General features: G+C 40.5%; 10 protein-coding genes. 8 read left to right on the top strand and 2 right to left on the bottom strand.

Going from position 1 to position 13,430, the window contains the following annotated elements; genetic code table 11:
* Window positions 1-27 precede the first annotated feature (27 nt).
* The 7 genes from mutL (at window position 28) to ACUXV0_RS11480 (ending at window position 9,153) form a co-directional block, all read left to right on the top strand.
* The gene (gene mutL, locus ACUXV0_RS11450; RefSeq protein ID WP_446189687.1) at window positions 28-1,884 is read left to right on the top strand and encodes a DNA mismatch repair endonuclease MutL; all 1,857 of its coding nucleotides are present in this window, start codon (window positions 28-30) and stop codon (window positions 1,882-1,884) included.
* 17 nt (window positions 1,885-1,901) lie between these two features.
* Window positions 1,902-2,573, top strand: a complete 672-nt coding sequence (locus ACUXV0_RS11455; protein ID WP_446189688.1) for a rhomboid family intramembrane serine protease — start codon at window positions 1,902-1,904, stop codon at window positions 2,571-2,573.
* Window positions 2,574-2,591: 18 nt separating this feature from the next.
* The gene (locus tag ACUXV0_RS11460; protein ID WP_446189689.1) at window positions 2,592-3,497 is read left to right on the top strand and encodes a rhomboid family intramembrane serine protease; all 906 of its coding nucleotides are present in this window, start codon (window positions 2,592-2,594) and stop codon (window positions 3,495-3,497) included.
* A 99-nt stretch (window positions 3,498-3,596) separates the two neighbouring features.
* Complete coding sequence (gene dxs, locus ACUXV0_RS11465; RefSeq protein WP_446189690.1) at window positions 3,597-5,531, top strand: 1-deoxy-D-xylulose-5-phosphate synthase; 1,935 nt, start codon at window positions 3,597-3,599, stop codon at window positions 5,529-5,531.
* Window positions 5,531-6,325, top strand: a complete 795-nt coding sequence (locus tag ACUXV0_RS11470; protein ID WP_446189691.1) for an AAA family ATPase — start codon at window positions 5,531-5,533, stop codon at window positions 6,323-6,325. Before dxs ends, ACUXV0_RS11470 begins: the two co-directional genes overlap by 1 nt.
* 95 nt (window positions 6,326-6,420) lie before the next feature.
* Window positions 6,421-7,068 (top strand): LamG-like jellyroll fold domain-containing protein, encoded by a 648-nt coding sequence (locus tag ACUXV0_RS11475; RefSeq protein WP_446189692.1) that lies wholly within the window; start codon window positions 6,421-6,423, stop codon window positions 7,066-7,068.
* Between the two features lie 33 nt (window positions 7,069-7,101).
* Window positions 7,102-9,153 carry a 3-coathanger stack domain-containing protein gene (locus ACUXV0_RS11480; RefSeq protein ID WP_446189693.1) on the top strand — a complete coding sequence of 684 codons (2,052 nt, stop codon included), beginning with the start codon at window positions 7,102-7,104 and terminating at the stop codon, window positions 9,151-9,153.
* A 64-nt stretch (window positions 9,154-9,217) separates the two neighbouring features.
* On the opposite strand, the gene ACUXV0_RS11485 is transcribed toward ACUXV0_RS11480, so the two are convergent.
* The gene (locus ACUXV0_RS11485) at window positions 9,218-9,406 is read right to left on the bottom strand and encodes a hypothetical protein (protein ID WP_446189694.1); all 189 of its coding nucleotides are present in this window, start codon (window positions 9,404-9,406) and stop codon (window positions 9,218-9,220) included.
* Window positions 9,407-9,662: 256 nt separating this feature from the next.
* Between ACUXV0_RS11485 and ACUXV0_RS11490 the strand changes: the two genes are divergently transcribed.
* Window positions 9,663-10,268 (top strand): porin family protein, encoded by a 606-nt coding sequence (locus ACUXV0_RS11490; protein WP_446189695.1) that lies wholly within the window; start codon window positions 9,663-9,665, stop codon window positions 10,266-10,268.
* A gap of 66 nt (window positions 10,269-10,334) precedes the next feature.
* Here the strand turns inward: ACUXV0_RS11490 and secDF are convergent, their stop codons facing one another.
* Window positions 10,335-13,343 carry a protein translocase subunit SecDF gene (gene secDF, locus ACUXV0_RS11495; protein ID WP_446189696.1) on the bottom strand — a complete coding sequence of 1,003 codons (3,009 nt, stop codon included), beginning with the start codon at window positions 13,341-13,343 and terminating at the stop codon, window positions 10,335-10,337.
* Between the last annotated feature and the right edge of the window lie 87 nt (window positions 13,344-13,430).

The raw sequence follows: 13,430 nt of genomic DNA on the forward strand, positions 1-13,430 counted from the left end.
TAATCACGCCTGCAGAGAGAATTTATTATGGACATCATACATCTTTTATCAGACAACATAGCCAACCAAATAGCTGCTGGTGAGGTAGTTCAGAGGCCAGCCTCAGTGGTAAAAGAATTACTTGAGAATGCCATAGATGCCAAAGCATCAGAAATAAAATTGATTGTCAAAGACTCAGGCAAAACGCTGATTCAGGTTATCGATAATGGCATTGGTATGTCTGTTACCGACTGCCGAATGTGTTTTGAAAGGCATGCCACTTCTAAAATCAGTACTTCAGACGACCTCTTTGCTATCAAAACTATGGGTTTCAGGGGTGAAGCTCTGGCTTCCATAGCCGCTGTGGCCCAGGTAGAGATGAGAACCAGAAGGGCCGATGATGAGCTAGGCACATGCGTTCAGATAGAAGGCTCAGAGTTTAAAGGGCAGGAGCCCGTATCTGCACCATTGGGTACCAGCTTCATGGTGAAAAACCTATTTTTCAATGTACCTGCCAGACGAAAGTTTCTAAAGTCTAACCCTGTAGAGATGAAGCACATCCTTGATGAGTTTCAGCGGGTAGCCCTGGCCCATCCTGAAGTAGGTTTTGAGGTTTACCATAATGATGTAGAATTATATAAGCTTCCTTCTGCTAAACTGGCGAAGAGGATAGTCGATGTATTCGGCAAAAACTATCGTCAGCAGCTGGCCGCCTGTGAAGAGAGTACACCATATGTGAGTATAAAAGGCTATGTGGGTAAACCCGAATCTGCCAAAAAAACGCGTGGAGACCAATACTTTTTTATCAATCACCGTTTCATCAAAAGTGGATACCTGCATCACGCCATAACCGGTGCCTTTGAAGGCACCATTCCTGATGGTCATCACCCGTTTTATGTGCTGAATATTGAGATAGATCCCAAGCATGTAGATATTAATATTCATCCGCAGAAGACAGAAATTAAGTTTGATGACGAAAAAGCGGTATATAGTATTCTCAGGTCAGCCGTACGGCAAGCCATTGGTGTTTATAACCTAACACCCAGCATTGATTTTGAATCGGATATCAACTTTGGGAATCTGACCAGCACCCCTCTGCCAGAGAAAAAACCTTCTGCTTTTGAGAAGTCAGGCTCGGCCATTGGCAATTTTGAGCGAAAAACCTCAAGCCCCAAAGCTGATTGGAAACCATTATATGAAGGACTGGAAAGTGCAGCCAATTACCAGAAATCTGAACCTCAGATATCGCTAAGCTCGCGTGCCAATTTCAAAACAGAAACGGAGGAAGACCAGCCTGCCACTTCTGAGTTTTCTAAACCGTTAGAAGAGGAGGTGGATGCTGTGCAAATCCATCAAAAATATCTGGTGCTTCAGGTCAAAAGCGGCATGCTTCTGATTGACCAAAAGGCCGCCTGGGAAAGAATCCTTTTTGAACAATACGAGAAAAACCTCCAAAATAAGTCAGGAGCATCTCAACAATTACTTTTTCAAAAAACACTCAATCTAAAGCCGGAAGAGTTTGCTCTGGCCATGGACTTGAAGGATGAAATCCACGCATTGGGGTTTGGCTTTGAAGTTTTTGGATCAACTAGCCTCATCATAAATGGTATTCCTACAGAACTGGGCGATGAAGAAGGAGCCAAAGCTTTGGAGGACCTCATCAGCCAATACAAAGAAAACCAAACAAGCCTAACTCTGGATAAGACTCAGAATCTGGCTAGGGCTTTTGCCAAAAGAACCGCTCACAGGTCTGTAAGAACGATGGACAAACGAGAGATCAGCAGCCTAATCAATCGGCTATTTGAGACCTCAATGCCCACTTATACGCCTGGTGGTCAGAAAATCATGAAAATTATACCACTGGAAGAAATCGCTGAACTCATTTCAGGCACCGGTGGTTTTTAAAACCTAAACGAATCTTTATGTTTGACAGAATAACACCGATGGTTAAAAATCTGCTGATAGCGAATATCGCAGTGTTTTTTCTGTCAATGTTGGCTCGTCAGTTTTTCTATGCCAACTTCAGCTTTTTCAATCCTATTTTACCGGGAAGTGATGAGCTGATCAATCCAAACTTCCATTTCTGGCAGATCATCACATACATGTTTATGCACGGTGGTATCGGTCACCTTTTTAGCAATATGTTTGGGTTGTTTATCTTCGGTTCTACACTGGAGACCTATATGGGCTCTAAAAAGTTTTTGACGTATTATATCATCACTGGAATAGGAGCAGCAGTACTTAATTCATTGCTGAACACGTATGAGATGTCTCAAATGGTGGTAGAATCTGAGGCTTATTGGAGACAAGCTGTTACCCCTATGGTGGGTGCATCAGGAGCCATTTTTGGTATCCTTGTGGCCTTCGGAGTTTTGTTTCCGAATGTAGAATTGATGCTTTTGTTTTTCCCTGTTCCGATAAAAGCCAAATATTTTGTAATTTTATATGGTCTCTATGAGCTTTATGCCGGAACAGCCGGCCTTCAGCAAGGAGTGGCACATTTCGCACATATCGGTGGGTTAATCACCGGATTTATCTTACTCAAAATGTTTGGGTTTGATCAACGATCCACAGGGGGATTTCGTAGATGGTAGAGAATAAAATATTCAACTATGGGAAGCATAGGAGATGACATAAGACAGGTATTTAGTCGGGGAAATAGCTCAAGTGTCCAGTTAATTCTGGTCAATTTGTTCGTTTTCATTGGCCTGTTTTTGTTTAAACTTCTCCTTTCTGTTTCTGAAAATACACGTCCCATAGCTGCTCAGTTTGAAGAAAACCTTTGGCTAAGTGCCAGTATTCCTGAGTTTATAAATCGCCCCTGGACACTGCTCACCTTTGGGTTTATCAATTCGTCGGTTATTCAGCTCCTGTTTAATTCCATTGCACTTTATTGGTTTGGTTTATTGGTTCAAGACTTTATTGGTAGCAAAAAACTGATCAATATCTACCTCTTGGGTTACGTTTTTGCAGGCCTCTTTTACCTGTTGGCTTATAATCTCATCAACATGTCTAATACCACCGTTACCATGAGTTCATTGGTGACAGGGTCTAATGCTGCTGTATACGCCGTTATGTTTGCCACGGTAACACTTATACCAGATTATGAATTTTACTTCTTCAGAAGGTTTTATATCAAGATCAAATACATAGCCCTCGCGTTTTTGGTCTTCTCTTTTTTTACTCCAACCTCAGGTTTATTAAATCTGGGCGGAGCTTTTTTAGGTTACCTGTACATCAAGATGTTACGACTTGGCATTGATCTTGGTGCACCGATAGAGTCGGTATTTGGTTGGTTTGGCAGCTTAGGCAAGCCAAAACCTAAAAGAACCTTCAAAATGAAGAAATACAGTCATTCTGCCGTAGGCAAAAAAGGAGGCTTCTCGATCCCTGAAGAAGAGGACTACGTACCTGATCAGGAGGAAGTAGACGCCTTGCTTGATAAAATTAGTATGTCGGGCTACGAAAGCCTCTCAAAGAAAGAAAAAGAAAGATTGTACAGAGCCTCAAAGAGTTAGCATGAAGAGAAATTTATTTTTAGGTCATCATAGAGCTGGTCGTTCTTCGTACTTTTGCCCTATTGCGGTTGTACAAAACCCTATTTTAACATCAACACTATGCTCGTAACACCGGGTAATCTTTTAGCAAAGGTTAACACTCCAGAAGACCTGAGAAAACTCTCAAAGGATGAGCTCCCGCAACTTTGCGACGAGCTTCGTCAGTACATCATCGATACGGTATCTATCAATGGCGGGCATTTTGGTGCCAGTCTGGGTGTGGTAGAACTTACGGCGGCATTGCACTATGTGTATAATACACCTGATGATAAACTCATCTGGGATGTGGGCCATCAGGCTTACGGACACAAAATTTTAACCGGCAGAAGAGATAAATTCTACACCAATAGAATCTATGGTGGTCTTTCAGGCTTCCCTAAAATCTCAGAAAGTAAGTATGATGCCTTTGGTGTTGGGCACTCTTCTACTTCTATTTCTGCGGCGTTAGGTATGGCTGTGGGCTCATTACATAATGGAGACAAAGATGCTCAGCATATTGCTGTGATAGGTGATGGAGCCATGACTGCTGGTCTTGCCTTTGAAGGAATGAACCACGCTGGCTCACTCAAAGATGCTAACCTTCTGATTATTCTCAATGACAATTGCATGTCAATTGACCCTAACGTAGGGGCTCTGAGAGAGTATTTGACCGATATTACTACCTCTAAGTCTTATAATAAGGTTAAAGACGAGGTTTGGAATTTGCTGGGCAAAATGAGCCATTTTGGCAAAAGTGCACGTGAGATAGTTTCAAAAATAGAGACCTCGTTAAAAGGTGCTGTTACCGGCAATAGTAACTTCTTTGAAGCCTTAAATCTTCGTTACTTCGGACCTATCGATGGCCATGACATTGATCACCTCGTTCATGTGATGGAAGATCTGAAAAATATCCCCGGTCCTAAGATTTTGCACTGCTTAACTAAGAAAGGGAAAGGCTATGAACCTGCAGAAAAAGATCAGACCAAATGGCACGCCCCGGGTCTTTTTGATAAGCTAACGGGTGAAATCAAGAAGTCAAACTCTCCTGTTCCTCAGCCGCCAAAATACCAGATCGTATTTGGGAAGAGTATTGTAGAACTGGCAGAAAAGGATGAAAAAATTGTTGGTGTTACACCGGCAATGCCCTCAGGCTCTTCTCTCAATATCATGATGGAAGCCATGCCTGAACGTGCATTTGATGTGGCTATTGCAGAGCAGCATGCCGTTACTTTCTCAGCAGGTATGGCCACAAAGGGCCTTACCGTATTCTGTAATATCTACTCCACCTTTATGCAGCGTGCCTATGATCAGGTGATTCATGATGTGTGTCTTCAGAAATTACCGGTAATATTCTGTCTGGATAGAGCTGGATTTGCCGGTGCAGATGGACCGACTCACCATGGGGCGTATGATCTGGCTTATATGCGTTGTATACCCAACATGATTGTATCGGCACCGATGAACGAGCAGGAGCTTCGCAATCTGATGTACACCGCTACTCTTGATAAGATTCAAAAAGGGAAAGATGCCTTCACCATCCGATACCCTCGTGGTAAAGGGGTAATGGTAGATTGGCAAACCGACTTTGAAGAAATAGAAATTGGTAAAGGTCGCAAAATCAAGGACGGTGAAGATATCGCTATTTTGACCATTGGTCATGTAGGTAATTACGCAGTAAAAGCTACTCAGGCCCTAGAAGCCGAGGGGTTAAACATCGCCCATTATGATATGCGTTTCGTAAAACCGCTGGATGAGGAATTGCTTCATGAAGTCTTTCAGAACTTCAAAAGAGTCATTACTGTAGAAGATGGTTGTTTACAAGGTGGAATGGGCTCAGCAGTTCTGGAGTTTATGGCCGAAAACGGCTATATGGCTCAGGTGAAACGCCTGGGTATCCCTGACAGACTGGTAGAGCATGGCGAGCAGCTGGAGCTACAGAAAGAGTGTGGTTTTGACCCTGAAGGGATCATGGAGGCTTGCAGAGCCTTTGCTGAGCAAAACGCCATCACGGCCTGATGTTCATTGAGTCTATTTACTTAAGGAACATCCCCGAAGAAGAGGTTTTCCCTTTTACACTACCTATTATTAAAAGTCTGGAGGAGCCTGTTGATCTTACCAGTAATGTCACCTTTTTCGTCGGTGAAAACGGATCTGGCAAAAGCACCCTTTTAGAAGGAATGGCTGCCAAACTGAATCTTCCAGCCGCCGGCACCGCTCCCGTAGACATTGATCCTTCTTTAGAAACAGCCAGAACCCTGGCTAAATATTTGAGTTTACGACAAAAGACCAGAAGTACACGAGGCTTTTTCTCAAGAGCCGAGGACTTCATTGGCTTTGTAAGAAATATTCAGAGTAAAATAGCCGACCTCAATAGCGAAATTAAAGAAATTGAAGATACCTGGACGGGTGGAGACATCACTCTGGCTCTAGGTGCTATCAAAGGAGAAAAACAAGAGCTTATTCGCCGATACGGCGAAGACTTGGATGCCATGAGTCATGGCGAAGGGTTTCTGAAGTTCTTTCTTGCAAGAATCACCGGCCCCGGAGTCTACCTTATAGACGAACCCGAATCTGCCCTCTCGCCTCAACGGCAACTTTCACTCATGGCTCTGATCAGAAAAAAGGTAAAAGAGGTCAATGCTCAGTTTATTATTGCTACGCATAGCCCCATCATCATGGCCTTGCCAGAAGCTCAAATCCTTCAATTTAAAGAAGGCAAGATCACTCAGGTCAAATATAAAGAAACCGACCACTACCAACTCACTAAGAGCTTTTTGGATATGCCGGAGGTTTATTTGAGGGAGTTGTAACATTGGCATAATCTACACAATTCGCCCCTTGGTATTCGCTAAGTAAACCAGTTGAAATAAATTATTCTAACTTGGGATTAAACATAACTTTTCTTATGAAATACTTTATCCCACTTTTACTCTTCTTATCTCAAACGGCTATTTCTCAAATAAGTCAAAACCTTGTACTTGATATTAACTTTAATGGCAACATTTCAGACGAGAAGAATTCTCACACGATAGTTGAAACGAATATGAACCTAACAACTGATAGGTTTGGTTCACCAAATTCCGCTGGTGATTTTTCTGGTTGGTGTTCTGGAAACCCAGGACACTTTAAAGTATCTAACTCCAGCCAACTACAATTTACTCAAGGTTTCACAATAAGCTACTGGGCTAAATTAGACCTGAATTCTGGAATGAACCCAGCCGATGGTACCTGCTCAGTTAGTGGTCATTATGTTATGATTGCCAAAGGAGGTGATGGATACGGAACATCTCCTAAAGGAATCTATTGGAAATATACAGACAATGGCGATCATGTTATGGGCACTTCACCCAATAGCTCTTCTTTGTATCATAGTGTTAATCAGTCTAATGTGAACCAATGGCACATGTATACATATGTGGTTACACCTGATCGTTACGACTTCTATCTTGATGGTATCTTACAACAATCGATTTCCCACTCTCTCGACTTTAGTGAATTGAATAATGAGGACCTTTATGTTGGTGTATTAGGCCCCAAAAGCACACCAGCCTAAGGAATCACAGACTGGTTTCCAATCACCGGACAGATGGATGATCTTTTGATTTTTAATAAAGCATTAAACCAAGCTGAAGTGGATTCCTTGGAGAACTACGGTCAAAATTCACCTTCAATTGCCAGATTTGAATCATTAAATACAAACTATATTTTAAGTGGTGGCCGAAGATATTTTTGGCAAAATAAACTTCATAGTTTTACATCTGGAAAGTATATTACCTCCTTTAATCCTTCGTACAACTGGTTTTCAGCGAGTTTTAAAATTTACTTTAGCAAGGTTAGTAATAAACAAGTTGTCTTAAAAAAGGAGTACGACTATTCAGTATCAAACGTATATTCTCAAATAGAAAGCTTCAAGTTTGTTGAGTACGAGGGAAGTTTGGCTCTTCTTTTAGATTATCCAGTTCAGGTGCCATATGATAAAATCGTAAGGTTTGATTCTTCTCTGAATATTATTTCTGAAACACAAATTCCGAACTTGAAAGCAACAGAGTTATTAATTCATAATGATGAATTGGTACTCATTACAAAAAGCTATGACGAAAACTCAACAGTCGTAAGATTTTATGATGATAACATTAATCAAACGAATTTCACAATCATCTCCGATAACCTGAATAAGGTCGATAAAAATGATGATGAGTTAATACTTTCTAATACATCCGGTATATACCGATTTAATAACTCTACACATACTTTCTTAAGACAAGGGCTGTCTTCTGAACACGTATATCTAACCAAAGAGAACGTCATTATGTGGAAAAGCAATGAACTAGTATTATTTGACTTTTCAACCAGCTCTCTACTAATTGCTCCCGTCTCCTCAGATACCTTATTAAATCATCCAGACTCTACGAACTTTTACCTCTTATCAGGAAGTGTAATTACTAAATATGATAGAAATGTTAACCCGCTAAGTAGTTTCAGCATATCCACTCAGTTTGATGAAATAGGGTTTAGTCATAACTATTTTATTACGAAACAAAGGATAAATCCTACAGAAGGAACGAAATACAGAATATTTGATACAACAGGAGAACAATTGTTTACAGAAACAACAAGTTATTACTTCATTGAGAATTTAAACAAGGTCTTATTCCCACTTTTATCTGAAAATTATATTGTGTCGTTTGGAGAGAATACTAAATTCATTGACTCAAATTGGTCTATTCATTGGTCTAAGAATATTGGATTAAGCAACTTATTTGTTAATAATGACCTAAGTCTATGGCTCCTAACCAGTGGTGGTTACAGAGATAATTTGCTCGTTAAATTGAATAATAATGAAAACTTATGCTCTTACGAGGCGATAAATCCATTTACTGATCTGTATTGTGAACCCATCAATAGTATAAACCATACTTTAATGCCAAGTTTCAAAGGAAATTTTCACCCTATCTCATACGCCTCACCTCCTCTAGCAACTTTAAAGAAAAATTATCTGGATTTCGGTATTTCATTTGATTGGAAAAAAGACAATAATATATATAGTCATGACTACTTTGGTGAGTTTACTGGAAATGGTACTTACAGCTTGATTGTTAAACAGGGTAATTGTGAAATTGAAAGCCCTAAGAAATATGTCTCTTATGACTCCAACACACCAGATGGGCCGATTTTATCATCTACTAAAGATTTAATATGTACTGGCGAAAGCGTAGAACTTACAACCCTTTGCCAATCTGGAAGCCAATCGTATTGGACCGATATTGAATATTCCAGCTATAAAAGAATGGAAAACCCTTCCATAAGTACAGTGTACTACTCTTATTGTCAATCAACAAGTCCAAGACTTGATGAAATTCAGTATGGTGGACAAGTTGTAAATCAAACGGTCTGTAGATCTCAACCAACAAATATTGAAATTCAAGTAATTAATGAAGAGTCTCAAATAAACTTAACAGGCGATATAGTCCAGGATACTAAAATAGCATCTGGCTCAATAAAAAGTAATCAGCGAATCATAGGCAACAATCTACGTCTAACTTATATTTCAATTAAATCAATTGAACTATTACCTGGATTTGAAACTCAAAATCAACCTATTTTTAAAGGAGAAATCTATTTAGATTGTCCCAATTAAATTCTTTTGGTTTCGTACCAAAACTCTCCTTATATCATTCTATTCCATTAAAATCAAGGGAATATTACCCAAAAGCCAACTTACCCTCAAACTGAAATTCTTCTATTGTTTCTATAGCTGGTTCTTCCTTGCGTTTTCTAACAGGCATTGTTTCTATTTCGGGTTGAGGAATTTCTAGAAAATTGAAATTGCTTCTGTTGAAAAATACCTTGGCTAAAAGGATTAGTGTAGTGTTTGTAATGTTCGTTTTCATGTGCTTAAAGTTTCTATTGCATACCGAACATACTCTATACCAATGTCTTAGCGAAACATCTTTTGTGAAATACTGTCTCAGTTTTGTATTTGGTTAGAAACTTTATTTTATGGCTTGAGAAAATCCAAAACAAAATTTCCTTTGGGCTCTGTTTTCCACACTCTTCCTTCGTTTTTGTGTATACTGATCTACAGAATTACATGAGCAATTGAGTGGTATGTACTTTTTATTCGTCTTGAAAAAACAAACACAAAATATGAAAAAGTTATTGACTGGATGCGGCTTACTTATAGCCATTTTACTTACAACTCATGAATCTCAAGCACAAGAAAAATCCTGGGGGCCCATGGCCGGTATCAACGGCTCTACGCTGGTAGATATGCCTCTAAACATTTACAAACCCGGGGTGAATTTTGGGGCATTTTTGAATTACTCTAATAGAGAAAGAACCGGACTAAAAGTAGAGGCTATGTACAGCCAAATGGGGACGAAATTTGACGGCTTTGAGGACAAAATTGAAATGCATTATGTACAGGTGCCGGTCTATGGGGTTTGGTATCTGAATGACCGAGGCAATAATTTCAGACCGAAATTAATGGTAGGGCCATACCTTGGATTTCTACTTAACGCCACGGGTAGTAATACCACTGATAATAACTTCACCACCGAAAACTTTAATACAGTAGACTTTGGTGGTAAAGGTGCGGTTGGATTCAACTGGAAGTTTAGCCCGCGTGTATGGTTAAACTCTGAATTCTACTTCGGCGGAAGCTTTGCCAATATTTATAGCACTGATATTATCAATGTTAAAAACACCAACTTTGGTGTGAATGCCGGACTGAGTTTCCCTCTCGACAACTAAGCTAAAACCATAAAAAAAGGCACTCGCTGACTAGCAAGTGCCTTTTTGTTTTATATGAATGGAGAATTAAGCTTTAGCTGCGTTACCCGCCGCTTTTAAGCCTTCTTCTTTCTCTTTTGTAAGTTGTCTTTGCATCGCATCTACTACGATAGGAGCCGCAATATAAAGCGAAGAGTATGTACCTACTATTACCCCAAGGAACATCGCAAAGATGAAACCACGGATAGTCTCACCACCGAATATCAAAAGGATCAGGAGTACAAGCAATGTAGCAATACCTGTAACTGCCGTACGGCTCAATGTGCTGTTAAGGGCGTTGTTGATAACCTGAGCAATACTCTCATTGGCCTTACGCTTATCATTCAGGTATTCACGTACACGGTCAAATACTACCACGGTATCGTTCATAGAGTAACCCATCAAAGTAAGAACAGCACCCACAAAAGCCTGGTCAACATCTAAAGAGAACGGTAGTATACCGTTGAAAATAGAGAAGATACCAAGAATTACGAGTACATCATGGAATACCGCCACTACAGCACCAAAACTAAAGGCAACACTACGGAATCTGATGTAGATGTAGATGAAGGTTAGAATCAATGAGTAGAAGATCGCTTTCAATGAAGACCAGATCGTATCATTTGCAATCGTAGGTCCTACTTTAGAAGAACTCACCACTTCACCGGCATTACCATCAATATTGGCAACAATACCGTTGATTTGCTCCTGAATCTGAAGCTCTACATTTGGATCTGTGTTTTCAATTTGATACGCTGTAGTAATTTTCACCTGATCAAAACCACCGAAAGTTTTCACTTCTGCAGTAAAACCGGCATCTTCCATAGCCTTTCTTACATCCTCTGTAGCTACTGTATTCTCAAACTTAGCCACGTAAGTACGACCACCTTTGAAGTCAACACCAAGACCAAAGCCTTTGATACCGATAGAGATAGCACCAGCAATAATGATGGCAGCAGAAACCATGTAGAATTTCTTACGATTATCTACGAAGTTGATATTCGTGTCTTTGAATAATCTTTCAGACCAATTGGTGAAGAACGAAATAGTCTTACCCTTCTTGATATAGTGCTCAAAAATCAACCTTGAGATGAAGATCGCACAGAACAGGGAGGTAAAAATACCAATCAGTAGAGTGGTAGCGAAACCAAGGACAAGACCAGTACCGAAGATGAATAGGATAATACCCGTGATTAAAGTCGTCACGTTTGAGTCAATAATAGACGGCATCGCAAATTTGAAACCGTTTCTTACTGCAGTTCCGAAAGGTTTACCTTCATTCAGCTCTTCTTTCACACGCTCATAAATCAGTACGTTGGCATCTACAGACATACCTACTGAAAGTACCATACCCGCAATACCCGGTAGTGTCAATGTAGCACCAAAAGAGGCCATCACACCAAGAAGTAAAACAAGGTTAACTATCAAAGCAACGTTGGCAATCCAACCAGCCTTGTTATAATAAATCAAAACGAAAATTAGTACCGAAAGCAAACCAACAAGTGATGATATCACACCGGCTTTAACAGCACTGCTACCTACAGAGGCACCCACTACCGCTTCTTCGATGATATTGGTAGGAGCAGGAAGCTTACCTGCCTTTAGTACGTTGGCAAGGTCACTAGCTTCTTCCAAAGTGAAGTTACCAGAGATGCTTGAGTTACCACCTGTAATCTCCTGGTTTACGTTTGGTGCTGAGTAAACAAATCCATCAAGCACAATCGCCACTCTTTGACCTACATTAGCAGCTGTCAAATCCCTCCACTTTCTAGAACCCGTAGCGTTCATTTGCATGCTTACATCCGGACGACCAGACGTAGGATCATAATCCTGACGAGCATTGGTAATCACATCACCTTCTAAAGGAGCATTGCCAAGGTCTTTCACGAAATAAAGACTTACCAATTCCTCGTTATTCGTGGTATTTGTGAATGGCTTCACATCATAAACAAAGCTCAGGTCAGCAGGGAAAAGTTGTTTCACAGCAGATCTGTTCAATAGCTCATTTACACGCACAGTATCTTTTACTCTTACAGCAAGACCATTCCCGGTGTTAATGAATAAATTACTCATTGAGTTAGAATTACTCAATAATGAATCAGCAGTATCTGCCGCAGAATCTGTACCAGCCAACTGTGCAGCCAGATCATCTGCTCCTGAAGTAGTATCTGCAGAAGCTTCTTTAGCATCAGCAAGATCTTCTACTTTATCTAGTCTTGCTTCCAGATCTTGCTGATTAAGGTAAGAAGAGAAAGCATCTAATGATGGTCCGATTTCGTTCGGCTCATAAACTTCCACAAATTCCAGTTTTGCAGCCCCTGAAAGAAGCTTACGCACACGCTGTGGATTATCAATACCCGGAAGCTCCACCTGAATACGGTTGGTACCTGGTAACTTCTGAAGGTTAGGGTTAGCTACCCCAAATTTATCGACACGAGTCTGGATAATATTGAAGGCTCTGTCAAAAGCACCATCTACTTCACCTTTAAGGTAATTGGCAACTTCTGTGTCTGAAGAGTTAAGGCTAAGTTCTCCTCTGTTAGAAGAATTTGAGAAAATTCTTGCCAGCTTAGTATTTGGAGCTAGTTTTTTAAACTCCTCAGAGAATAGATCTACAAAGTGATCTGAGCTGGTTACAGCTCTCTCCGCAGCAGCCGTTATGGCTTGCGTTACACGCGGGTCACGAGAACCACTTGCCAGCGACTTGATGATATCATTAGGTGATACTTCAAGAATTACGTGCATACCACCTTGTAGGTCAAGACCCAAACCAAGCTCCTGCTTCGTAAGGTCTTCTAGAGTGGTCATGCCTAAAAATACAGGCTCTTTCCATAAAGAGTCCAGGTAACGTTGTTTTACTTGGGTGTCTACATTTCCATCGGCAGTCATAGCCGCGGCCTCTGCATCTTTTCTGATGCTATTGGCTTTAAATGTTCTCACCAGATAGTAGGCACTTACCGAAAGTAAGATTACGACGAGTGCCAATATTCCACCTCTGTTTCTCATAATAAATGGTGTCTTCTGCCCGGAAAGAAGACCATAAATAATTGTGATCATTAACCGCCGGGCCGTCGGTCAATTTGAATTCGATTTGGTTTTATTAAATAGTAGAGTGTTTGCATTGAAGAATATCAATGCAAAAAA

This window comes from Jiulongibacter sp. NS-SX5, from assembly GCF_052828545.1.

Coding starts and splice junctions, on each gene's coding strand:
- ACUXV0_RS11455 (WP_446189688.1), top strand. CDS start 1,902: ATGTTTGACAGAATAACACCGATGGTTAAAAATCTGCTGATAGCGAAT.
- ACUXV0_RS11480 (WP_446189693.1), top strand. CDS start 7,102: ATGGATGATCTTTTGATTTTTAATAAAGCATTAAACCAAGCTGAAGTG.
- dxs (WP_446189690.1), top strand. CDS start 3,597: ATGCTCGTAACACCGGGTAATCTTTTAGCAAAGGTTAACACTCCAGAA.
- ACUXV0_RS11470 (WP_446189691.1), top strand. CDS start 5,531: ATGTTCATTGAGTCTATTTACTTAAGGAACATCCCCGAAGAAGAGGTT.
- ACUXV0_RS11475 (WP_446189692.1), top strand. CDS start 6,421: ATGAAATACTTTATCCCACTTTTACTCTTCTTATCTCAAACGGCTATT.
- ACUXV0_RS11460 (WP_446189689.1), top strand. CDS start 2,592: ATGGGAAGCATAGGAGATGACATAAGACAGGTATTTAGTCGGGGAAAT.
- ACUXV0_RS11485 (WP_446189694.1), bottom strand. CDS start 9,406: ATGAAAACGAACATTACAAACACTACACTAATCCTTTTAGCCAAGGTA.
- mutL (WP_446189687.1), top strand. CDS start 28: ATGGACATCATACATCTTTTATCAGACAACATAGCCAACCAAATAGCT.
- secDF (WP_446189696.1), bottom strand. CDS start 13,343: ATGATCACAATTATTTATGGTCTTCTTTCCGGGCAGAAGACACCATTT.
- ACUXV0_RS11490 (WP_446189695.1), top strand. CDS start 9,663: ATGAAAAAGTTATTGACTGGATGCGGCTTACTTATAGCCATTTTACTT.